The 21,782-nt window shown below is 42.3% G+C and carries 20 protein-coding genes; 12 read left to right on the top strand and 8 right to left on the bottom strand.

Annotated features, from left to right (window positions below; genetic code table 11):
* Positions 1-26 precede the first annotated feature (26 nt).
* Positions 27-944 carry a CorA family divalent cation transporter gene (locus QZZ41_RS09150; protein ID WP_295070781.1) on the top strand — a complete coding sequence of 306 codons (918 nt, stop codon included), beginning with the start codon at positions 27-29 and terminating at the stop codon, positions 942-944.
* A 314-nt stretch (positions 945-1,258) separates the two neighbouring features.
* On the opposite strand, the gene QZZ41_RS09145 is transcribed toward QZZ41_RS09150, so the two are convergent.
* The gene (locus tag QZZ41_RS09145) at positions 1,259-2,287 is read right to left on the bottom strand and encodes a 3-deoxy-7-phosphoheptulonate synthase (RefSeq protein WP_295070778.1); all 1,029 of its coding nucleotides are present in this window, start codon (positions 2,285-2,287) and stop codon (positions 1,259-1,261) included.
* Positions 2,288-2,361: 74 nt separating this feature from the next.
* A complete protein-coding gene (locus tag QZZ41_RS09140; RefSeq protein WP_295070775.1) occupies positions 2,362-2,715 on the bottom strand; it encodes a C-GCAxxG-C-C family protein in 354 nt (117 codons plus the stop codon).
* A gap of 235 nt (positions 2,716-2,950) precedes the next feature.
* Here QZZ41_RS09140 and QZZ41_RS09135 point away from each other — a divergent pair, with 235 nt between their 5' ends.
* The 3 genes from QZZ41_RS09135 to QZZ41_RS09125 all read left to right on the top strand — a co-directional run bounded on the left by QZZ41_RS09135 (position 2,951) and on the right by QZZ41_RS09125 (position 7,024).
* Positions 2,951-3,847 (top strand): helix-turn-helix domain-containing protein, encoded by an 897-nt coding sequence (locus QZZ41_RS09135; RefSeq protein WP_295070769.1) that lies wholly within the window; start codon positions 2,951-2,953, stop codon positions 3,845-3,847.
* Positions 3,848-3,910: 63 nt separating this feature from the next.
* Positions 3,911-6,388: a glycoside hydrolase family 44 protein gene (locus tag QZZ41_RS09130; protein ID WP_295070766.1), complete on the top strand. Its 2,478-nt coding sequence runs from the start codon at positions 3,911-3,913 to the stop codon at positions 6,386-6,388.
* Positions 6,389-6,505: 117 nt separating this feature from the next.
* Positions 6,506-7,024 (top strand): cysteine hydrolase family protein, encoded by a 519-nt coding sequence (locus QZZ41_RS09125; RefSeq protein ID WP_295070762.1) that lies wholly within the window; start codon positions 6,506-6,508, stop codon positions 7,022-7,024.
* A 43-nt stretch (positions 7,025-7,067) separates the two neighbouring features.
* Here QZZ41_RS09125 and QZZ41_RS09120 read toward each other — a convergent pair whose 3' ends face one another.
* Entirely contained in the window at positions 7,068-8,180 is a 1,113-nt protein-coding gene (locus QZZ41_RS09120; RefSeq protein WP_295070759.1) for a GGDEF domain-containing protein, read from the bottom strand.
* Between the two features lie 265 nt (positions 8,181-8,445).
* Positions 8,446-8,913: a C-GCAxxG-C-C family protein gene (locus tag QZZ41_RS09115; RefSeq protein ID WP_295070738.1), complete on the bottom strand. Its 468-nt coding sequence runs from the start codon at positions 8,911-8,913 to the stop codon at positions 8,446-8,448.
* Between the two features lie 225 nt (positions 8,914-9,138).
* Here QZZ41_RS09115 and QZZ41_RS09110 point away from each other — a divergent pair, with 225 nt between their 5' ends.
* Together QZZ41_RS09110 and QZZ41_RS09105 are read left to right on the top strand one after the other, a co-directional pair.
* Positions 9,139-9,831 (top strand): iron-sulfur cluster assembly scaffold protein, encoded by a 693-nt coding sequence (locus QZZ41_RS09110; protein ID WP_009985666.1) that lies wholly within the window; start codon positions 9,139-9,141, stop codon positions 9,829-9,831.
* 15 nt (positions 9,832-9,846) lie between these two features.
* A complete protein-coding gene (locus QZZ41_RS09105; protein ID WP_074714407.1) occupies positions 9,847-10,845 on the top strand; it encodes a GGGtGRT protein in 999 nt (332 codons plus the stop codon).
* 118 nt (positions 10,846-10,963) lie between these two features.
* On the opposite strand, the gene QZZ41_RS09100 is transcribed toward QZZ41_RS09105, so the two are convergent.
* Both QZZ41_RS09100 and QZZ41_RS09095 read right to left on the bottom strand, forming a co-directional pair.
* Positions 10,964-11,296, bottom strand: a complete 333-nt coding sequence (locus QZZ41_RS09100) for a hypothetical protein (protein WP_074714406.1) — start codon at positions 11,294-11,296, stop codon at positions 10,964-10,966.
* 271 nt (positions 11,297-11,567) lie between these two features.
* Positions 11,568-12,587 carry a dockerin type I domain-containing protein gene (locus QZZ41_RS09095; RefSeq protein ID WP_295070732.1) on the bottom strand — a complete coding sequence of 340 codons (1,020 nt, stop codon included), beginning with the start codon at positions 12,585-12,587 and terminating at the stop codon, positions 11,568-11,570.
* 143 nt (positions 12,588-12,730) lie between these two features.
* Here QZZ41_RS09095 and QZZ41_RS09090 point away from each other — a divergent pair, with 143 nt between their 5' ends.
* From QZZ41_RS09090 to QZZ41_RS09080, 3 genes are all read left to right on the top strand, one after another.
* Positions 12,731-13,789, top strand: coding sequence for an alpha/beta fold hydrolase (locus QZZ41_RS09090; RefSeq protein ID WP_295070729.1), 1,059 nt, complete (start codon positions 12,731-12,733; stop codon positions 13,787-13,789).
* Positions 13,790-14,018: 229 nt separating this feature from the next.
* Positions 14,019-14,510: a hypothetical protein gene (locus QZZ41_RS09085; RefSeq protein ID WP_295070728.1), complete on the top strand. Its 492-nt coding sequence runs from the start codon at positions 14,019-14,021 to the stop codon at positions 14,508-14,510.
* 159 nt (positions 14,511-14,669) lie between these two features.
* Positions 14,670-15,551 carry a DegV family protein gene (locus QZZ41_RS09080; protein WP_295070725.1) on the top strand — a complete coding sequence of 294 codons (882 nt, stop codon included), beginning with the start codon at positions 14,670-14,672 and terminating at the stop codon, positions 15,549-15,551.
* Positions 15,552-15,606: 55 nt separating this feature from the next.
* Here the strand turns inward: QZZ41_RS09080 and QZZ41_RS09075 are convergent, their stop codons facing one another.
* A complete protein-coding gene (locus QZZ41_RS09075) occupies positions 15,607-16,452 on the bottom strand; it encodes a Rossmann-like and DUF2520 domain-containing protein (protein WP_295070722.1) in 846 nt (281 codons plus the stop codon).
* A 360-nt stretch (positions 16,453-16,812) separates the two neighbouring features.
* On the opposite strand from QZZ41_RS09075, the gene QZZ41_RS09070 reads away from it, so the two are divergent.
* Positions 16,813-17,385: a sigma-70 family RNA polymerase sigma factor gene (locus QZZ41_RS09070; RefSeq protein ID WP_295070717.1), complete on the top strand. Its 573-nt coding sequence runs from the start codon at positions 16,813-16,815 to the stop codon at positions 17,383-17,385.
* A complete protein-coding gene (locus tag QZZ41_RS09065) occupies positions 17,385-19,628 on the top strand; it encodes a hypothetical protein (protein ID WP_295070714.1) in 2,244 nt (747 codons plus the stop codon). Before QZZ41_RS09070 ends, QZZ41_RS09065 begins: the two co-directional genes overlap by 1 nt.
* A gap of 84 nt (positions 19,629-19,712) precedes the next feature.
* Here QZZ41_RS09065 and QZZ41_RS09060 read toward each other — a convergent pair whose 3' ends face one another.
* Positions 19,713-19,916: a hypothetical protein gene (locus QZZ41_RS09060; RefSeq protein ID WP_295070711.1), complete on the bottom strand. Its 204-nt coding sequence runs from the start codon at positions 19,914-19,916 to the stop codon at positions 19,713-19,715.
* Between the two features lie 366 nt (positions 19,917-20,282).
* Between QZZ41_RS09060 and QZZ41_RS09055 the strand changes: the two genes are divergently transcribed.
* A complete protein-coding gene (locus QZZ41_RS09055; RefSeq protein WP_295070707.1) occupies positions 20,283-21,698 on the top strand; it encodes a GGDEF domain-containing protein in 1,416 nt (471 codons plus the stop codon).
* The last annotated feature ends 84 nt before the right edge of the window (positions 21,699-21,782 follow it).

The raw sequence follows: 21,782 nt of genomic DNA, 5'->3' as shown, positions 1-21,782 counted from the left end.
CGTTCGTGACACAAAGGGAGAATACTATGTTTTATCTTATTAAGGATACTCTTGAAAAATGCAAGAATTTAAGACCAAAGGATTCAAAGGCAAAGTATGTTGCAGTGCTTTCGACTGAGGAATGGCTCGGCAACAGTTCAAAGTTTGATATGGGCATTGACCTTGAAGTCAGTACCTCCGAGATACACAGTACAAAGGCGGAAGTAAACTATGATTCACTTACAGGTACATTTTCTATTCCCGACAGGCATAATATTGCGGAAAAAAAGAACAATTTCGCATTTGCTCTGGACGAAAAGGGGATAGTTTTCATTGACGACAGCGGTACTGTGGAGGAAATAATCAAAGGAGTCGTAAAAAGCAAGCGTTGGACTAATCCGTCCCTTGAAAGGTTCATCTATGATTTCTTAGAGCAGATAATTTATATAGATCAGGGAATTCTTGCCAAATACGATGCTGAGCTTGACGAAATGGAGGATAAGATCCTTGCAGGAGAAGAGGACAATTACCCCAAGCGTTTAAGTGAGATAAGAAGCGATCTCCGCGATATGAGGATACACTACGAACAGCTTGAGGATCTTGGTCAGGAGCTTGAGGAGAATGAGAATAACTTCTTTGCACACGAAAACCTGAGATATTTCCACCTCTTTACTCAGCGTATCGCGCGTCTCCATGATACTACCGCAGCACTGAGAGATTACACCGCACAGATACGCGAGCTTTACCAGTCCCAGCTTGATATAAAGCAGAACCGCATAATGACCATACTTACCATTGTTACGACTATCTTTATGCCGCTTACACTCATTGCAGGCTGGTACGGAATGAACTTCAAATATATGCCTGAGCTTGAATTCAAAGCGTCATATCCTATCGTTATACTGATAAGCATTATAATAGTTGTGATAAGCCTGATATTCTTCAGAAAGAAAAAATGGCTGTAAACCGAGTTGATTAGAAAAGCTGCCTTAATGATGATACTGATACAGAAAAATATATTTATTTATCGGGGGAACCCTTTCTGAGGAAAGGTTTTCCCCCGAACCCCTTTCCAAAGACTTTTTAGCTGATTTTTTTCATATAGAGCGCGTGTAGATAATAAAAAAGACCCGCAAGTATACAGGTCACGCTCTATATGGAAAAAATAAACCAGAAGTTTTCGGGAGAGAGTTTGAGAGAAGCCCCTTTTTCAAAAGGGGTTCTCTCAATAATAAGCATACATCTTCTATATCAATATCACTGTTGAAGCAGTTTTTTATCACAGTCTGTCTGCGATATCAAGTATCATTTTTTCGGTCTTTTCCCAGCCGAGACAAGGATCGGTGATAGATTTGCCGTATATATGCTCGTCTATCTTCTGTGCGCCGTCCTCGATGTAGCTTTCGATCATGAAGCCTTTCACAAGCTTGCGGATATCGCTGTTATAGCGGCAGCTGCTGATGACTTCCTTGACTATTCTTGGCTGTTCGAGAGGGTGCTTGCCAGAGTTGCAGTGGTTTGTGTCAACTATAACGGCAGGATTTTCAAATCCCTTCTGCTGGTACATATCAAAGAGGAGCTGTAAGTCCTCATAGTGATAATTAGGCATATGCTGACCGTGATTGTTCTCGAAACCTCTGAGTATGGAATGTGCAAGGGGATTTCCCTTTGTGCTTACTTCCCAGCCACGGTACAGGAATGTATGACCTGACTGTGCAGCCTCGATAGAGTTCATAAGTACAGGGATACTGCCGCTTACAGGATTTTTCATACCTACAGGTATATTGAGACCGCTGGCAGTAAGACGGTGCTGCTGATTTTCAACAGAACGAGCTCCAACAGCCACATATCCGAGAAGGTCGTTGAGGTAACGGTGATTTTCGGGGTAGAGCATCTCGTCAGCGCAGGTGAAGCCTGTTTCCTGTATTGCGCGGAGGTGCATTTCACGTATTGCAACTATGCCCTTGTACATATCAGGCTCTTTGCTTGGATCAGGCTGGTGTAACATTCCCTTGTAGCCCTTGCCTGTAGTTCTTGGCTTGTTTGTATAGATACGTGGAACGATGAGTATCTTATCCTCAACCTTGTCCTGCACTTTTCTCAGACGGCAGATGTAATCGAGAACGCTTTCCTCGATATCCGCGGAGCAAGGTCCGATGATAAGGAGTATCTTATCAGACTTTCCGCCGATAACATCGGCAATCTGCTTGTTTCTTGCTTCTATGACTTTTTCAAGCTCCTCCGAAACAGGGTACTGTGCCTTAACTTCGGCAGGTATAGGAAGCTTGCATTTGAAGTTCATATTCATATATTTTTTCTTCCTCTCTGATGATTTATAACAAAAGGCTCATATCACGCTGAGTGAGCGTGATAAATGAGACTTTACCCGTTGCTGAGCATTTCTTCAAGTATCTCGGCGGAATCTGTAACACAGCCTCTGCAAGTACGCAGACCGCTTTTTAATTCGCGGCAGATCGCGGACTTATTGCGTGAAATGAACTTGTTTTCAAATTCGCTTATCTTGTCTGTATCTTTACCGTACTTCATTGCGAGAACATATTCTGCTGCCAATACAGCACCGCATTTTATCATTTTTCCGCCTGCAAAGGGTGCAGCTGCGGCTTTTGCCTGTTCTGCGTCCATGCCTGCGTCATCGGCAAAGGCACAGAGTACAGATGCGGAACAGCTGTAGAAGCTTTTGTGGTACTTTACGGCTTTTTCGGTTTTTTCTGCCATTTTGAACACTCCTTGTGATTGATAACTATATAATAACAGAAAAAACGGCAAAAGTAAAGACTGCTTCATAAAAAAAAATGAAATCTACGGCATTTTGTGCTATTATAAAAAGCATGAAAGCGGTTTAGAGATTGTCGAAAATCAACCAACAGTTGAGATGAGTCTATTTATATTCGCTTGTATTCTACCGAAAGTTGTGGTAGAATGATTATAGAAACGAAAAGGTGAGATTAAAATGGATAAAAACAGCACTTTCCGAACAAACCTTGTAAAACGCAGAAAAGCTTTAGGGCTAACTCAGGAGCAGCTTGCAGCACGGCTGAATGTTTCGCCCCAGGCAGTATCAAAGTGGGAGAATTCAAGTTATCCCGACGGTGAGCTTCTTCCGCGTATCGCAAAGGAGCTTAACATCTCACTTGATTCTCTTTTCGGAGTAAAGGTCATGGACAGCGAGCGAGACATCGAACAGCTCATAGATGACGAGGTTCGCTCTGTTCCCGAAGAAAAGCGTTCAGAGCTATTTATGAAAATGATGTATACTGCGCTTTGTGCCTGCAACCCCAATAAAGATACAGTGGGCAGGCTGCGCACAAGCTTTGAGCACGAGACCTTTGCAGGACTTAAAACAGACCGTGAATTAGCACTCTCACGGCTGAATACTGATCTCAGGTACTTCTGTTTCCTTGAGATACCCGAAAAGGGCGTTAATTCCTACTTCGGTGACACCACAAATATGGTAAGGCTGTTTAATACACTTGCCGATGATGACGCTATAAGTATAATAAGCTATCTCGGAGCAAGCGTAAGGAACAAGATGTTCTCGGTAGCGATGATATCCGAAAAACTGGACATACCGTCGGAAAAGGTCCAGCATATCATCGACAGGCTTGACCGTTTCGGACTTGTCTGGCGCGTTTCTGCCGACCTTAATGACCAGCCTGTCATACTCTACGGCTATACTCATCATACATCACTTACTCTTATACTGGTACTGGCTAAGACCATTACCAACTATCTGAAATACATGGATCCCAATGTTGATTTATGGGAGCGCGGAGCTTTCAGGCGTGAGAACGGTGAACAGGACGAGATAGTACCGCAGGTGCCGTGGTGGAAGGAAGGCGAGCTATAGACGATAACAGCGAAAGCTGTTAAAAAGACCGTTTAGGCACGGTAAAAAACAGGAGGAAAAAACATGAAAAAAACAGCAGCGTTTCTTGCAGCCTGTGTCGTATCAGGCTGCGCAGTTACTGCTCCCATGAGCGGTATCCCTCATAATACCGTAAATGCGGCAGGCGGCTATGATATGAATATCACAGTCGATCTCAAGGGCGAGCGAAAAGAGATATCTCCCCTTATCTATGGCGTGAACCAGTACACCACTAATCTCAAGGACGTGAAAACCTATGCTGTCCGTCAGGGCGGCAACCGTATGACAGCATACAACTGGGAGACAAACGCTTCCAACGCAGGTTCTGACTGGAAGCACAGCTCGGACACAAATCTCTCAGAGTCAGATGATCCTGCTGACTGCGTTCAGGTACTCTCAAAGGATGCAGCAAAGAACAATGTGGGCTACAAGCTCACAACATTACAGCTTGCAGGTTATGTTTCGGCAGATAAGAACGGTACAGTAACAGAGGAGGAGAAAGCTCCTTCAAAACGCTGGAACAAGGTAGTTCTCACAAAAGGCACTGATTTTGCCGATACTCCAGACCTTACAGACGGTGTAGTCTACATGGATGAATACGTGAACTACATCATCAAGAAGCTGGGCAATTCAAAGTCTGAGACAGGTATCCAGGGCTACAGCCTTGACAATGAGCCTGTTCTCTGGAATGACACACACAGCAGAATGCACCCCGAATCTGTAACTATCAAGGAACTGGGTGAAAAGTCTATAGAAGTGGCAAGGAACGTAAAGAAGCTCGATCCCGATGCAGAGGTATTCGGACCTGCTCTCTACGGCTATACAGCTTTCGACCACCTCGATGACGACGATGCACATACCGAGTGGGAAGAAGTAAAGGCTGCAAATAACTATCACTGGTATCTTGACTGCTACCTTGACCAGATGAAAAAGGCTTCCGAGGAGACAGGCACAAGACTTCTTGATGTACTTGATATCCACTACTACTCAGAGTCTGCAAGAAACGGCATCGAGGACAGACTCCAGTCTGTACGTACGCTCTATGAGGAAGGCTTCTCTGAGAACAGCTGGATAGGTCAGTGGTGTATGCAGAACGTACCGATACTTCCGACTATACAGGCTTCTATCGACAAGTACTATCCGGGCACAAAGCTCGGTATCTCTGAGTACAACTTCGGCGGCGGAAATGATGCTTCGGGCACTATCGCTGAGGTAGAGGCACTTGGCTGCTATGCGGATCAGGGCGTTTATTTCGCTTCACTCTGGGGCGGCGATCCTTTCATCGTTGCAGGTATCAACCTTTACACCAACTATGACGGCAAGGGCGGCTGCTTCGGTGATACACTTATCCCTGCAAAGACAGAGGATGTTTCAAAGTCAAGCACCTATGCGGCTGTAAATGCAAAGGACGACTCACAGGTAACTGTAATGGTCACAAACAAGAACCTCAAGGAGACTGAGAATGCTGTTATCGACCTGAAAAACACAGACAACAAGTATAAGTCGGCAGCTGTATACGCTATTTACGGCGATGACGAGCAGATAAAGCTCATCGACATCGTTAAGGACGTAAAGGATAACAAGGTAAATGTTGAGCTTCCTGCTTTCTCTGCTGCTATGGTAGTAGTATCCGATAAGGCTGACACTTTTGACGGACTCAAGACCTTTGAAGAGACAAAGACAGAGACAGTAACAAAAGAATACACAGATATCAAGTCACTGACAAACGACAAGGGCTACGTTGTAGTACCTATCGAGGATGCAAAGCACCTTTCAAAGATCATCATCAACGGCAATGTTACTTCAAGTGCAGGCTCAGGCTGGGGCACAGCAGGCTGCGCAGTATGTATAAACGCAGTTTCAGACGCAGGCGAGAACTTCTGGACATACAAGAGCTACAGCCTTAATCTGGGCAATTCAACAGCTACAGTCAAGTTTGACGGCATACTCAACAAGGAAACAGGTGAGGGTGCTGAAAAGGTAGTTGAGGAGCTCAAAGCTACTGTTGCTGACGGCAAGATAGAGCTTCAGAAGTGGTGGGACGCTTCTGAAAAGAGCGAAGCTTCTGTAGAAGATGTCATCGCAGTTGATTACAAGAGCATACAGGTAGTATATGAGTATGCACAGGGCGAAACACCTGCAGTAAAGCCTGATACAACAACTACTACAACTTCTGCAACCACAACAACATCAAAGACAACAACTACCACAGCCAAAACAACAACTTCAACTGTTACTTCAACAACAGTGACAACTTCAAATAAGCCTGCTGATATTAAGTACGGTGATGCAAACTGCGATAATGAAGTTGACCTTTCAGACGCTGTACTCATCATGCAGAGCCTTGCAAATCCAAACAAATATGGTCTTACAGGTTCAGACAAGACCCATATCACCGATAAGGGCTCAAAGAATGCCGATGTTTACAACACAGGTGACGGAGTTACAACAAATGACGCAGTATCTATCCAGAGATACCTGCTCAAGCTCATTCCTTCACTTCCCGAAAAGGCTGAAAAGTAATATCCAATTTTTAATACCTCTCATAAAAAAGGACTCCGAAAGGAGTCCTTTTTGCTTGACAATATGATCTGCATATGATATAATATTTTTAACAAATTTTGAAATGAGGGACTGAAAATGGCAGATAAAAAGGCACTTATCGTAATTGATATGCAGAATGATTATCTCTGGGACAAGAGAATGAAGAAATTCAGCTATGACACCGACAAGCTCACAGCGGAAGTGAACAGGAGCATAAATGAATTTCACGCAAACGGCGATGATGTGATCTATATTGCGCAGATGTTCCCCAATATCATCACAAATAAGTGGTTCATCGGCTTCTCTATAAAGGGGACAGAGGGAGCTGAGCTGTATAAGGGAATGGATAAGGTAACAGATCTGTATTTCGAGAAAAATCTTCCTGATACATTTACTGCTTCAAAATTCAGAGAGCATGTAAAGTCAAGAGGGTATACCGAGGTCGTGCTCTGCGGACTTGACGAGTGCGGCTGCGTAGGAGCTACAGCAAAAGGCGCAGTCAAGGCGGGACTCAGCGTAAGTATAATCGAAAAGAGCACAGGCTGCCGTTTCTCTGATTTCAAGCATAAAAAAATGAGAGATAAACTCACATCACTTGGCGTAAAGTACATCTGAATAAAACAAAAACGGAAGGTAAAAAGTTAATACCTTCCGTTTTTTAATCTGTGAACTCTGTATGGTTTTTTCCGTTGTTTTTGCCTTTGTATAGACGTTTATCAGCTTTAGTGATAACACTGTCTATCTTATCGGTCTGTATTCCCGTGTTTACGCCGAATGTCATAGTAACACCGAATTCACAGTCCTCGATCTCGAAAATATGAGCTCTCAGAGACTTGTGTATCTTTTCCGTAAACTCAACACCGTCTTTTATAGTAGCTTCGGGGATAACGAAGAGGAATTCCTCACCGCCCCAGCGGGCAGCATATCCTCCCTTGGGGATAAGGCTTATGAAGAGATTTGCAACATAGACCAGTACCTTATCACCTATATCATGTCCGTAGGTATCGTTTATCTTTTTGAAGTTGTCGATATCACCGATACCGATAACATAGCTTGTAGTAGTGGTAGGACACTCTCTGCGGATAGTCCTTATATTCTCGTTCATAGCACGGCGGTTGTAAAGCTGTGTAAGAGGATCTATTGAAGCGAGATTCTTGAACGTTTCACGCTGGCTGACAAGCTGGTATTCCATGTACTCGCGCTGGAGCATATAGCTTGCTGATGCGAATAGCATAACGAATGCACCGATGAAAACATTGATCATATGCATGGCTCTGAGTATGCCTGCATCTTCAAGAGGGTATTTTAAAATGGTTTCGTCAGTGATTATAAATTTAAGGTAAATATAGATCGCCATTGATATAAACGTAACAATGAACGGTATATAAAAGCGTTTTCCTTGTGTAAGGAACGTTGCAGGGATTATCAGTAGCAGGAACATACCAAAATCTGGTTTCCAGCCGAGCAGATACGTGGCATAGGCTGCATGAGCGATTATTTCAAGGTCGGAAAGATAGAGCAGCATACTTTTATCGTTTTTCAGGATAGGAACAAAAATAAGTGCAACTATATAAAAAGCAATGCTTCCGATGTTGAAGTACATCATTTCCTTTATATTCAGCATATGAAATATAAAGAAATAGGAAATATGGGCACAGAGGCAGCTGACGAGACCGATTACATATATTGTTTTCTCATGTGTCTTATCAAAAAAATGCTGATGATCTTCTACAAACTCACGCAGGATCTCCGAACTCTTTCGGGAGGTCATATAAAAAGTCACTTCCCTTCGGGTGAGTTTTTACTCATAAAAATCTATTATAGAATAGTATACACCAAATCAATACAAATTTCAATAAATAAATTGTAAAAAATAGCCTGTGCACCAAAAAATAATAAACATTACTGTCTTTTCGGCTTTATTTGGTGGAAAGAAAGAGGGTAAAAACTTTTGAGCGTGAAAGCGCAATTTTTGTAAAATACGCTATAGAAGAGCAATTTGTGACTATATGCATGAAATGTTATATTACCGAAAATCAGCCGTTTGCGGGCGGGTTTTCAGATAAATATTTGTCCATTATTTCAGCAGCAGTACGAACGAACCTGACACAGGGACGTACCTTGTAATACTCCTCTGTTCTTCTTTCGGGCTCGGGAGTGCTTGTGACAGCCAGTCCTATCAGCAGTTCACGGCAGATAATGGTATCATGCGCCTCCTTGAACTGAGAAGCAAGATACTGTATCCTCTTGTAATGCTCTGATTTATCCTCGTGTGAGAAGCTTTCTCCTGGACCGTAAACTATACCTGCTATCATAAACATGGCAGAGCAGGTGCCGCAGACCTCGCGCATACGTCCCATACCTCCGCCGAATGAGGAGGAAAGTTTTATGGCAAGTTCTTTGTCAAGTCCTGTAACATCGCAGAAAGCAACAAGGACTGACTGAGCGCAGTTGAGTCCGTCTGCAAAAAGCTGACAGGCTTTTTCAGCATGATCGTATTTCATAAAAACAGCTCCTTAATATGTATCAGTGCAATAATTATATAACTTTTTCGGCATAAAATCAACGCAGAAAGGATAAAAAGCCTGAATATATGTTATTGTATGCTAACAATAACATAGTTTATTTTTAAGCTTTTTTCTTGATTAACCTACTGAAATGTAGTATAATATTTACTGTATGCAAGGGCAGTTCATTCGGCTGTCTAAAAACCGAAAGGAGTATTTATAATGATTTATTCGCACGAAGTTGAAACAATGTGCCCTATCGCACAGGGCGTTGCTCACGGCGCAGCTCCGATACCTGAGGAAGCAAAATGGGTAAAGGCTAAGGAGATAAAGGATATTTCCGGATTTACACACGGTATCGGTTGGTGTGCACCTCAGCAGGGTACCTGCAAGCTCACACTTAACGTTAAGGAAGGTGTTATCCAGGAAGCTCTCGTTGAGACTATCGGATGCTCAGGTATGACTCACTCCGCTGCTATGGCTGCTGAGATCCTCCCGGGCAGAACAATTCTTGAAGCTCTTAACACAGACCTTGTTTGTGACGCTATAAACACAGCTATGAGAGAGCTCTTCCTCCAGATCGTGTACGGACGTTCACAGTCTGCATTCTCTGAGGGCGGTCTCGTTATCGGTGCAGGTCTTGAGGATCTTGGTAAGGGACTCCGTTCACAGATCGGTACTACATACGGTACTCTCAAGAAGGGTCCACGTTATCTTGAACTCACAGACGGATATATCACAGGTCTTGCTCTTAATGAGGACGACGAGATCATCGGCTACAAGTTTATCAACTTTGGTAAGATGATGGACTTCATCAAGGCTGGCGATGACGCTAACACTGCTTTTGAAAAGGCTCAGGGCCAGTACGGCAGAGTTGCTGACGCAGTTAAGATCGTTGATCCAAGAAAAGACTAAGGAGGACTTGTAAAAATGGCTTTATTTGAATCATATGAGAGACGTGAGAAGCAGATTCTCGCTGTTCTTAAAGAATATGGCATCAGCTCTATCGAAGAGTGTGCTGACGTATGCAAGGCTAAGGGACTCGACATCTACAAGCTCGTAGAGGGTATCCAGCCAATTTGTTTTGAAAATGCAAAGTGGGCTTACACAGTAGGCTGCGCTATCGCTATAAAGAAGGGCTGCAAGAGAGCTGCTGACGCTGCTGCAGCTATCGGTGAAGGCCTCCAGGCTTTCTGTATCCCTGGTTCTGTTGCAGATCAGCGTAAGGTTGGTCTTGGTCACGGTAACCTCGGTAAGATGCTTCTCGAAGAAGATACAGAGTGTTTCGCATTCCTCGCAGGTCACGAGTCATTCGCTGCTGCTGAAGGTGCTATCGGTATCGCTGAGAAGGCAAACAAGGTTCGTCAGAAGCCACTCCGCGTAATCCTTAACGGTCTCGGTAAGGATGCTGCTCAGATCATTGCTCGTATCAACGGCTTTACATACATTGAGACAGAAATGGACTACGCTACAGGCGAAGTTAAGGAAGTATTCCGCAAGGCTTACTCAGACGGTCTCCGTGCAAAGGTTAACTGTTACGGTGCAAACGATGTAAGAGAAGGCGTTGCTATCATGTGGAAGGAAAACGTTGACGTATCTATCACAGGTAACTCAACAAACCCAACACGTTTCCAGCACCCGGTTGCAGGTACATACAAGAAGGAGCGCGTTGACGCTGGCAAGAAGTACTTCTCAGTTGCTTCAGGCGGCGGTACAGGACGTACACTCCACCCAGATAACATGGCAGCAGGCCCTGCTTCATACGGTATGACAGATACACTCGGCCGTATGCACTCTGACGCTCAGTTCGCAGGTTCTTCATCTGTTCCTGCTCACGTTGAGATGATGGGACTTATCGGTATGGGTAACAACCCGATGGTTGGTGCAACAGTTGCTTGCGCAGTTGCTGTTGAAGAGGCTATGAAGTAATTTATTACTGAATATACAGAAAGAGCAGTCCGCTTGGACTGCTCTTTTTTATGTGAGAATGATGGTGCTGCATCAAAAGAGAAAAAGGACCGCCTATAAAAGGCGGTCCTTTGCGTTGTCAGATTTTGCAAAAAACGTTTGAGATAGCACAGCTGAGTGCCTGGTACTGATGACCTAACTCGAGGTCCTCAACGTATTCATTGATTTCTTCTCTCAAATCCCTTGGTGTCTCATCTTCATCGATGAGAACGCTGTCAACCGAATACCAGAAGTTGCTGTCCATAGTGAAAACAAGAACTCCGCACTGCTCACACTTTCTTCCCAGGATCTGGTTGACAAACTCTTTGCTGACAGGCAGGTATAAGCAGTCATAATCCTCATCGTAGATGTAGGAATTTGCGCCTGTCGTGATGTCGTCGTAAATTGCTCCTAACATTGAAAAAAGTTTCATAAAAAAGCCCCCTATAAAATAAAAAATTATGTTATTATAATACTTTGAATATGGGGATTTGTAAACCCCTTTTTATGAAATGTTACAGTTTATTAATTTTATTCGTTATACTGCCTTAAAAAAATTCCGCAATGTTGTCTATATTGCTGCCGAAAAACGAGGTGTAGACTTGTAGAAAACGACTATATATGGAGATTATGTAAACATGATGTTTGAATGAACAAAGAAACACTGCGGTAACATTTATAGTTACCGCAGCAGATAAACATATTTAATAAAGCAGGCTTTCATCTGAGGGGAATTTTACTCTTGTAAAGAGCACTGCTTCATTGCCGTCCGTAACAGACATTTTATCTCCTTCGATCTTTACAGTCCCCGGACCATTAAACAGTACCATAAGGTTTTCATTTTCTGTTAATTCAATGGTGTTTCCGTTCAGCTTATAAGTGAAGTAGTTTTTGAAAACTATCTTGCTCTGACCGTTTTCATAGAAATCAAGTATAGCATAAATGGGATTTACTTCTGATTTGCGGTCAAGCTTGAAGCTGTTTGCCAGAATGTCGTATAACTTACCGCCATAGAAGTGATATGTTCCAAGATATCCGTTTGAGCTTTTTATCCTTTCCATTTCGATAATGTTTTCTTCACTGTCATTGATTATGATCTTGCCGTTATCATCAGAGAAGAGCGGTGAGGGTATAACTGTATCGGATAAAATGAAATCATTTCCGCTGAAACGGAACATATCGGAGGTAATATCGTATACTCCGCCTGTACCGTCTTTAGCAAAGAAGAGTCCCATTTTGTCGGTATCATCTTCGTCATCGGGAACAAGCTCCCAGAAGCCTATGATATCTTCGCTGTAATCTACAGATACAGCAGTTACCGTGGTGGTAACGGCAGTTGTAGTCGTTGCAGTAGTCGTTGTTGTGGCAGCCTTAGTAGTTGTAGCAGCGGTTGTTGGAGCGTTTACGAAAGCTTCGAGGTCAAGAGTACCGCTTGTGGACTTGTATGCGTAGTATGCAAGGATATGTGAAGCGTCAACTGCATCAACGTAATTGTCGTGGTTCACATCGGCAGCTTTTCTTTGTTCGTCTGTGAAAGTTCCGCCCTTCTGAGTTGCACTGCTTGCGTATTCCGACAGAATGAGCGATGCGTCTACTGCATCTACATAACCGTTGTTGTTGACATCACCGAGTTCATACGCAGCAAATGCGTGAGCAGCAGATGATATCATCAACACAGAAGCGGAAAGAAAAGCAGTGGCTATTTTTGTGAATGTGTTTTTCATATGTTACCTCCATAAAAAATAAGATACATTTATTTTAGCAGACTCGGCATATAATGTCAATGATTATGTATACCGTACTTTGCAGTTGTTGACATCAAAAATACAAAGTGGTATAATTAACAGAAAGCAAGGGGGAAAGAGCAATGAAAAAAGTACTGAAAAGAGTTTTCATAGCATTATTTTTATTTCTGATAATATCTTTTGTAATAGCATACATAATAACGTCAAAGGAAATGTCGAAGAGCTTCGGACGAGGCGATTATCCTGACAGGAATAAAGCTGCCACATGGTTCTACGACCATTATGAGAAGGAATATCCACGTGAAGAGGTAAGCTTCAAATCAGGGGACAATACTCTCAAAGGCTACATATACGGCATGGACAACAACAAGGGACTTATCGTATTCGCTCATGGTATAGGCAGCGGTCACGAGATGTATCTCTCACTTATAACGAGGCTTGTTGACTGCGGCTGGCGTGTATTCGCCTATGACGCTACAGGAAGCGGCTACAGCGAAGGAGAGGGTACAAAAGGACTTGCACAGTCTGTCCTCGACCTTGATAACGCACTTACTTATGCGGAAAGCGACGCTCGTCTCAATATACTTGATAAATTTGTGCTTGGACACAGCTGGGGCGGATATGCAGCGGCAGCCGTGCTCAACTACGACCATGATGTAAAAGCAGATATAACTATGTCAGGCTATAATACGCCGTTTGAGGAGCTTTCAGAGACTTGCGGCGGAAGATATGGCGTTTGGGGCAAACTTCTTGATCCTGTGGTATGGCTGTATAATAAGGTCAAATTCGGCAGCGACTCCTCAATATCGGCAGTTGACGGCATAAACAAGTCGGGTATACCTGTGCTTGTGCTGCATGGCAACGATGATGATGTCATAGACTATAATGGAGCAGCTATAATTGCGCATAAGAGTGATATAACAAACCCGAATGTGGAATACAAGGTGTTTGACGAAGAGGGCAGGAATGGGCATAACAGCTATTTCTACACTCCCGAATACAAGAAGTACAAGGAGGAATTCATTACTCCAAAGCTTGATGAGCTTGAGAATAAGTACGGTGATGATATTCCTGACGATGAATACATAAAGTTCGTTGATATGATAGACAAGGAAATGTATAACAGTACGAATGATGAGCTTATAAAGCTTATAGACGATTTCTTCAGCAAAAATCTGTAATAACGAGGACTGCTTATCAGTTATCTCCTCGTAACGGAAAAGTGGGTTACCGAGCCTGTGATTATGGGCTCGGTAATTTTATGCCACGATCTCGCCAGAGGGGGCTCCCCTCTCAGCAGTCTTTTTTATTGAAAAATAAAAGAATTTTGTGACTTGATTTTTTGAAAATATAGTGGTATAATATGATTGAAAATGAAATCGATTATCAATTTGTGAGGAGAGAAAAAAGATGTCTTTAAAAAGATCTTTATTTATACCAATGCTTTTAGCGGCGAGCCTTTGTTCCTGCGGAGCGCAGAAAGAAAGCACATCATCCGATGCTGATACATCTTCAAAGGCAGAAGCAGCTGTTGCTGTAAACGGATACGATGTGGATCTGACAGAGCTGAATTCACAGATGGTCTATGCACAGGTCTATGATATGGTATCAAATCCTGACAATTATATGGGACAGAAGATACGTGTAAAAGGTCCGTTTTCATATTTTAAGGACGAACAGACAGGCAATGAGTACTTTGCCGTGCTTATAAGTGATGCTACAGCCTGCTGCTCACAGGGAATAGAGTTCGTACTTGACGGCGAACACAAATACCCCGATGATTATCCTGCCCTTAACAGTGAAATAACAGTATCGGGCACTTTCAATTATTACAAAGAGGGCGTAAATCTGTACTGCCAGCTTCTTGACGCTAAGATAGAGGACAATAAGCTCTCATGGTGATATACAAGCTCCGATTTTAATCGGAGCTTTTCATTTTACACTCGTGATTATAGATCAGGTTCTATTGACAATATCGGCGTATAATGGTATAATCACCTATGGGAAATTTGCTCTGCTGAGGCAGAGATGTATAAAGCTGATGGAAACGAGGAAAACTGAATGAAAACTGCGGTCATGACTGACACTAACAGTGGTATATCACTTGAGGAGGGCAGCCGATACGGCATATATGTTTTGCCGATGCCTGTTATTATTGACGGAAAGGATCATCTTGAGGAAGTGACGCTTACCCATGACGAACTGTATAAGGCACTGAACGAAAACAAGGATATTGTTTCGTCTCAGCCGTCCCCTGGAGCAATGACGGAAATGTGGGACAAAATACTCTCCGAGGGATATGACGAACTTGTCTATATCCCAATGTCAAGCGGACTTAGCGGTTCGTGCAGTACAGCGAAGGCTCTTTCAGCAGAATATGACGGAAAGGTGGTCGTTATCGACAATCACCGTATATCCGTAACACTTCTTGACTCTGTTTACGATGCGAAGTATCTTGCGAACAAAGGGAATAATGCTGCCGAGATAAAGGAGCTGCTTGAAAAAAATGCGTATCAGAATGATATATATATAACTCTTCAGAGTCTCAAGCGAATAACCAAGACAGGAAGAATAACCGCCGCAGGTGCCGCTATTGCAACCGTGCTCAATCTGAAGCCCATACTTAAAATACAGGGCGGCAAGCTCGATGCATATGCAAGAGTCAGGGGAATGGCAAGTGCTGAGCAGAAAATGCTCGAAGCCGTTCATAAGGACATTGCGGAAAAGTATGCAGGCATACCAAAGGAAAAGCTGAGCATAGGTGCGGCAGGTACTTTTGAGGACAAACGTGCTGCGAAACAGTGGTTTGACAAGGTAAAGGCTGAGTTTGCAGGATATAAGGTTGTATATCGTCCGCTTTCATGCAGCATAGCCTGTCATGTAGGAACGAACACTCAGGGCGTAGCGGTCGGAATGACTGAGCGTACACTAAAAATAGACTGATAAAAAGCCCGAAAGCAGTTAAAAACTGCTTTCGGGCTATGTTTGTATTGTAAGTTTATAAAAGGACTCTGTTCATCTTTCTGTAGTCGCTGTCGGGGTGTCTTTTCTGAGCCACCTCAACAAGCTTGCGTGAAACTGCCTTGTACATCGACTTGTCGCTTTCCTGGTTAAGACATTCGATGTGCTTCTGGACTGTCTGGACATCATTTCGCTCAATAGGACCTGTAAGAGCCTGTGCAGGACCGACCTTGAAGATATGGCGGATATTGCTCATTACAAGGGGCTGGAGAGCTGCAAGTGCTTCGTTCTCGCTGAAACCGCACTTTTTGAGAAGATCAACGCTTTCCTCAGCAAGTGCGCATACGAGATTGCTTGACACAGCGCAGGCTGCATGGTATTCATGCTTATGGCTGCTTGAGATAATTCGTACAGGATTGCCCATGTCCTCAAAGATCTTTTTCCACTGCATAACATGAGCTTCGCTGCCTTCAAGGCAGAAGAAAGCATTATGGAACTCCCTGTATGAGTCGTATTTGCTGCTTACAGGGAAAAGCGGGTGGATAGAGCATCCGCTGCCGCCGAATCTTGCGATATCGGGAAAAGCTTCAAGCGCGGACATCGCGCCGCTGCAATGGCATATCTGCTTTCCGGCTATGCCGATATCCCTTATCTGTTCATATACTTCCCTGATAGCGTTATCGGGAACGGTTATGAACACCGTATCGCTGCTGTTTAAAAGATCAGCCAGCTCGTCGAATGCCTTTGTTCTTGTGAAGCGTGAAGCTTCTACTCGTGACTGGATATTACGGCTGTAATATCCGGATACTGTAAGTCCGTTTTCAACGAAATATCTTCCGAGTGAAAACCCGACCTTACCTGCTCCTATAAAACCTATTCTCATTTTAATATCCTCCTGTAACCCAATGTTGTTACTATACTAATTATATCACGATTGTGCTGTACATACAATAATTTGTGCTAAAAATCTGCAAAAAATCAACTTGTACGCATCAATTTGCAGTTGTATTATATTCCATGACATATGGTCAGTTTTATTTTTGTGCAATTTGATGAAGAAAAACAGGCGGTTTTTAGCTGAGGAGTTGTTTTATTCGATATTTTGTGATAAAATATAACCAACGAAAAAATTTTTCTGCACCACGTCACAGTCGTTTTGAGGACTGCGAGTATATATTACAGAGCGTGACAAATGCATTTGAACAGCTTTAACAAATAGATTACACAAGCGGGGAGGGATCAGATGACTGACGAAAAACTGCGCGAGCTTTTAAAAAATAGTCCTGACAAGGCACACAGACTTATATTCGATGAATACTATAATTATGTTTACACCATAGTATTCAACCGTCTGAGAAGCTTTGCTTCGAGGGAGGATATAGACGAATGTGTCAGTGATGTTTTCTCGGATATTTTTTTGAAGTACGATCCCAGCAGGGAGTATAGCGGTAATATCAAAGGCTATGTCGCAACAATATCAAAGAGGCGTTCGATAGATATGTTCCGTAAGCTTAATGTACGCAGGGCGGATACTATATCTATTGACGGTGATGATGTCATACAGATTCCGTCTGCGGAGAGAGTTGATGAGATCGCAGAAAGAGCAGAGACCGCCCATGAAGTTCTTGATGCGGTAAATTCTCTCGGCGAACCTGATTCGACTATAATCATGCAGAAGTATTATTACGGAAAATCGTCTTACGAAATTGCAGATATGGTCGGGATGAAAGCAGATGCAGTAAGAAAAAGGCTCAGTCGAGTATTAAAGCGGCTGAGAGATGTGCTTTCGGATATTGGTGAAGGGAAGGTGAGTTAATGATAGAAAGAAACGAGCTCGATTTTCTGGAAAATGCAGAACAGAGCGTAATAGACAGACTCACAGAAGAATATCCTCCTCGTGATTTCAAGGAAAAGGAGAAGATATTCAGTATGAGTGAAAGAAAATTCAAAGAAAGATCAACCCCAATAGAAAAAACAACAGAACAGACTGTCAGCGGCGTTGAAGTGTACAGCCGTCCTAAGTGGCAGAGATTTCTCAGTGTCGCAGCTGCCGCTGCACTTGTAATTGGCGGATTAGGCGGCGGAGCATACGCATACAAACAGTTCAGACACAGTGAATTGGCTATGACAGATGCAGATACCACCAAAAAGACAGCTCCTTTCGGCGACTTTGCAGATATAAACTATCAGCTATGCCATTATAATTCAGAGCCAAGGACAATATATATTGATAACGAGTCAGATGAAGAATACAAGGTATTTTTTTACAAAGGCAAGGATATAACTCAGGAGCAGCGTGAACAGATCGCAGGATTTCTGAATAACTACGACTATGAAGAGATATCCGATGCTGATGTTTTATTATCTGCTATCAATCAGTCGCTGAAAGATATTGATAATGAAGAAAATGGCAGTTATGATTTTAAAGAAGCTCCGTCTTTTGTCTATGATAACGGAAACGAGATCAGATGTATAGGTATACAAGATATAAACGGTACAGGTATACTGCGATACAGCTGCTGCAAGTATACCGACGAGGGCGACAGACTTGCTGCGGCAGAAGATGATTATTCCGTTAAGACATGGAAAATAGACTATGACCTTTTCAAGTCTACTATTGAAGGTATACTCGGTAATGTGAGCGAGCAGCCAATAACAGAGGCAATTGAAGAAATCGCACCGTTCGGAGATTTCTTTGCACATGAAATAACTGTATCAAGTGATGATCATACAAACATCAGTGTAACTACAGACGAAGACTATCTTGCGTATGTAACTCAGGGCAGGACAATACCTTCGGATAAGTGTGAGCAGCTTGGCGAACTCTTTAACAGCCTGACGCTGGAAAGAAAGGACAGAGATCCGTTTATTGAAGATATGCCGTTCCACTTCCAGTCTTTGGACAAACTTGATTTTGTATACCTCAATGGCAACGAACTTGCTTATATCACTTTGCGCAGGGATTCAAATATTCTTGTTTATGATTCGATGCACGTTGAAACGTTTAATAACGGAAGTAATTTAGAAGGTTACTACAATTACAAATGTACAGATGAAGGTCATACAAGAGATAATATCAAGGTTTACGATATTAATTATGATGAGCTTGCAGGCAGGATAAGAGAGATACTCGGTGATGATTTTGCTGTTGAAACAGCACCGAAAAATAATTTCGCCTTCTTCAACTGGAAGATAAAAGACGATACTGACATATATCTTACAGATAAGGATAAAGAAGCATTATACAATACATTAAATTCCTGCAAATGGGAAGTAGAAAGCATGAATGAATCTATCACCAATGAAGCTGACATCAATGCTGACGATAGCATAGTTATTTACAGTGAAGATACTAAAATGCATTTTCTTGTCAGCTTGCAGACTCTTCCTGAGTATACATTAGTTGAAATTTCCGAATATAGAAAGAATGATTCGGGAGAGATCATTCGCTCAAAGACGGGACAGGTCTATAGAGCTTATGATACCGAATTAGTACAGAAGATAAAGTCTTATCTGTCTGGTGAAAATTCTGGAGATGAGCTTATCAGTTTCTCATTCCTGAATGACGGAAGCTGGGGCTGCCGTGTCAATAATGAAGATGTTCCGTATAATCAGGTAGACTTATATAACAAATTTAAAGATCAGTACGGAGAAGAACATGAAGCCACTTTACAATTAATTCAATATACAAATTATTTGTCGGACGATAAACTGATGAAGATTTCTTCTCTCCTTGACAGTAAGGAATGGCGGTTACCTGACTTTGAAGAAATGCCTTCCGAACAAAACGGATTTGTAGATTTTACCACACGAACAGTTGATCATTTTATAGGTATGCATGTGCAAAGCGGAGAAAACAGCACAACTATTCATTTCAGTGCAGATGGTTATGGACTCAAAGATATGGCATCAGGCGAAAATGCAAACCCGCGTTTGGAAGCTGCTGATTATGTCTGTGTCGATAAAGAATACCCATATTACTTCCTGTCAAATAGCTTATGGTTCTCATGCGATGATCCGAATCTTGCACAGGAAATAGCAGATATACTTGCTGAATAAAGCTTATGCCGTCCTCATTTGAGGACGGCATTTTTGCAGCTGCACCGAAAAAGACCGCTTTATAAAGCGGTCTTTCATACAATATCAGTTTTTGCTTACACGTTCACGCTGCATCATACGTCTCTGACGTTCAGCTTCTTCGGTCTGTCTCTGACGCTCCTGGTTTCTTCTCATCTGCTCGGAATAATAAGCCTCGTCAGCTCTTTGCTTGCTCTTGTGTATGAAAAACATAGAAACAAGGATCAACAGTACGAGCAGAGCTATCCCGACAATAAGTATTGGCTGCATGTCGTTTCCCTCCTTTTCAGTAAATTTGACTTCCGGTAATATGTTACTTAAATTATACCATAATGTATCACTGCCTTCAATTGTAAATCCGACGAATTTTTTTCTTTCTCATTGTGCATATATAACAATCAAAAACGAATGTGGATTTTATACAGAAATATTATTCGTCTTTTATTATGAAAACACATACTTTTTTTATATATCAAATGAAAATATGCAGACTTTTTAGTTAAATCTGTTGTTTAAGTCGTATAAGTGATTGGTATTTTCAAATAAAATTCACTGGACTTTTTACGACAAAAATGCTATAATATAACATAATGATACATTAACTTTATCTTAATAATAGTTAAGAAAGGAGTTAGTATGGATTTCCAAAAGTATGTTGATAATTTTGAACCAATGACCTGCATAATCTCTATAGAGAAACAGGATAACGGCGGATATGGCGATATCAGGATAGTTGCAGGAAACAAGGCATATGTTGAGTCGATAGAAGATCCTCATCATGTATCTTCTTCGTCTATGCTTGATAACAAGTTTGTGCCTAATAGTCTATATGAAAAGTATATCCCAAAGGATCTGAATTTCGAGGATTCTGTTTATAACTGTGCTGTTAAAAAGAAGATAATGCATACATATATCCACCCTGAGAGGTATGATTTCTGGATAAATATGGTAATGATGCCGCTTAGATCAGATGATCCTAATATGGGGTACTGCTCATATTCTCAGGAGCTTACTATCAACAGCAATGTCGATATGATGGCGAATACATCGGCTGAAATAGCCTCTGCTGTTATAAAGACCTGTATTAAGCTCAGAAGCACCGAGAACTTTTCTGAAACTATGAACGAGATCATCTGCGATATCAGAGAGCTTTGCGGTGCAGATCAATGCTGTATCCTGCTGACTGATTTTAAAAAGAGAGAATGTTCCGTGCTGGCTGAATCTGTTTATGACGAAAGCAGAACAAAGCGTATGGATTTTTACATCAAAGAAGGCTTTTTTGATGTTGTTGAATCATGGAAAAACACTATTGCAGGCAGTTCGTGCCTTATTGTGCAGGACGAAAAAGATATGCAGGTGTTAAAGGAAAGAAATCCTGTATGGTACGACTCCCTCAGAGAAGCAGATGTTAACAGCGTGGTATTGTTCCCACTTAAGCATAATAACGAAGTTCTTGGCTATATCTGGTCGGTAAATTTTGATATTGAACAGACTATCAGGATAAAGGATACTCTTGAGATAACATCTTACTTTATAGCTTCCGAGATAGCCAATTATCAGCTCCTCAACAAGCTTGAGATACTCAGCTCCGTAGATCTTCTTACGGGTATATATAATCGTAACGCCATGAACAATCGCGTTTTCGGTATCACTTCCGGAAGAGAACCCTCGCCGCAGAAATTCGGCATAATCTTTGCAGACCTTAACGGCTTGAAGCAGAAAAACGATGAAGAAGGCCATGTAGAGGGAGATAAGCTCCTTAAAGGAGCAGCAGCCCTGTTAAAGAAGACCTTCCCTGAGTGCGAGATATACCGTGCAGGCGGCGATGAATTCATGCTTATCGCCATTGATGTCTGTGAAAGAGTACTTAAAGAGCGTGTTGAGAAGCTCAGGAAAGACTCCGAAAATCCTGATAATATCAGCTTTGCGCTTGGTCTTTACTGCGACGACAATGGCGGTGATATACGTGCAGCCATGAGGACGGCAGATGAGAGAATGTATGAGGATAAAAAGCGTTATTACGGCAAATACCCCGAGAGAAAGCACAGGTAAAATAATTCCCTTTATTAGAGTTTGGTTTATATGAAAGTCAAGCCCCGAGGCTTTGCCTCGGGGCTTGTTTGTTTAATGTGAGTG

It is taken from the genome of Ruminococcus sp., assembly GCF_016283395.1.
Note: the sequence above shows the minus strand (reverse complement) of the source record. Positions and strands in the feature narration are given on the sequence as shown.

Coding starts and splice junctions, on each gene's coding strand:
- QZZ41_RS09150 (WP_295070781.1), top strand. CDS start 27: ATGTTTTATCTTATTAAGGATACTCTTGAAAAATGCAAGAATTTAAGA.
- QZZ41_RS09145 (WP_295070778.1), bottom strand. CDS start 2,287: ATGAATATGAACTTCAAATGCAAGCTTCCTATACCTGCCGAAGTTAAG.
- QZZ41_RS09140 (WP_295070775.1), bottom strand. CDS start 2,715: ATGGCAGAAAAAACCGAAAAAGCCGTAAAGTACCACAAAAGCTTCTAC.
- QZZ41_RS09135 (WP_295070769.1), top strand. CDS start 2,951: ATGGATAAAAACAGCACTTTCCGAACAAACCTTGTAAAACGCAGAAAA.
- QZZ41_RS09130 (WP_295070766.1), top strand. CDS start 3,911: ATGAAAAAAACAGCAGCGTTTCTTGCAGCCTGTGTCGTATCAGGCTGC.
- QZZ41_RS09125 (WP_295070762.1), top strand. CDS start 6,506: ATGGCAGATAAAAAGGCACTTATCGTAATTGATATGCAGAATGATTAT.
- QZZ41_RS09120 (WP_295070759.1), bottom strand. CDS start 8,180: ATGACCTCCCGAAAGAGTTCGGAGATCCTGCGTGAGTTTGTAGAAGAT.
- QZZ41_RS09115 (WP_295070738.1), bottom strand. CDS start 8,913: ATGAAATACGATCATGCTGAAAAAGCCTGTCAGCTTTTTGCAGACGGA.
- QZZ41_RS09110 (WP_009985666.1), top strand. CDS start 9,139: ATGATTTATTCGCACGAAGTTGAAACAATGTGCCCTATCGCACAGGGC.
- QZZ41_RS09105 (WP_074714407.1), top strand. CDS start 9,847: ATGGCTTTATTTGAATCATATGAGAGACGTGAGAAGCAGATTCTCGCT.
- QZZ41_RS09100 (WP_074714406.1), bottom strand. CDS start 11,296: ATGAAACTTTTTTCAATGTTAGGAGCAATTTACGACGACATCACGACA.
- QZZ41_RS09095 (WP_295070732.1), bottom strand. CDS start 12,587: ATGAAAAACACATTCACAAAAATAGCCACTGCTTTTCTTTCCGCTTCT.
- QZZ41_RS09090 (WP_295070729.1), top strand. CDS start 12,731: ATGAAAAAAGTACTGAAAAGAGTTTTCATAGCATTATTTTTATTTCTG.
- QZZ41_RS09085 (WP_295070728.1), top strand. CDS start 14,019: ATGTCTTTAAAAAGATCTTTATTTATACCAATGCTTTTAGCGGCGAGC.
- QZZ41_RS09080 (WP_295070725.1), top strand. CDS start 14,670: ATGAAAACTGCGGTCATGACTGACACTAACAGTGGTATATCACTTGAG.
- QZZ41_RS09075 (WP_295070722.1), bottom strand. CDS start 16,452: ATGAGAATAGGTTTTATAGGAGCAGGTAAGGTCGGGTTTTCACTCGGA.
- QZZ41_RS09070 (WP_295070717.1), top strand. CDS start 16,813: ATGACTGACGAAAAACTGCGCGAGCTTTTAAAAAATAGTCCTGACAAG.
- QZZ41_RS09065 (WP_295070714.1), top strand. CDS start 17,385: ATGATAGAAAGAAACGAGCTCGATTTTCTGGAAAATGCAGAACAGAGC.
- QZZ41_RS09060 (WP_295070711.1), bottom strand. CDS start 19,916: ATGCAGCCAATACTTATTGTCGGGATAGCTCTGCTCGTACTGTTGATC.
- QZZ41_RS09055 (WP_295070707.1), top strand. CDS start 20,283: ATGGATTTCCAAAAGTATGTTGATAATTTTGAACCAATGACCTGCATA.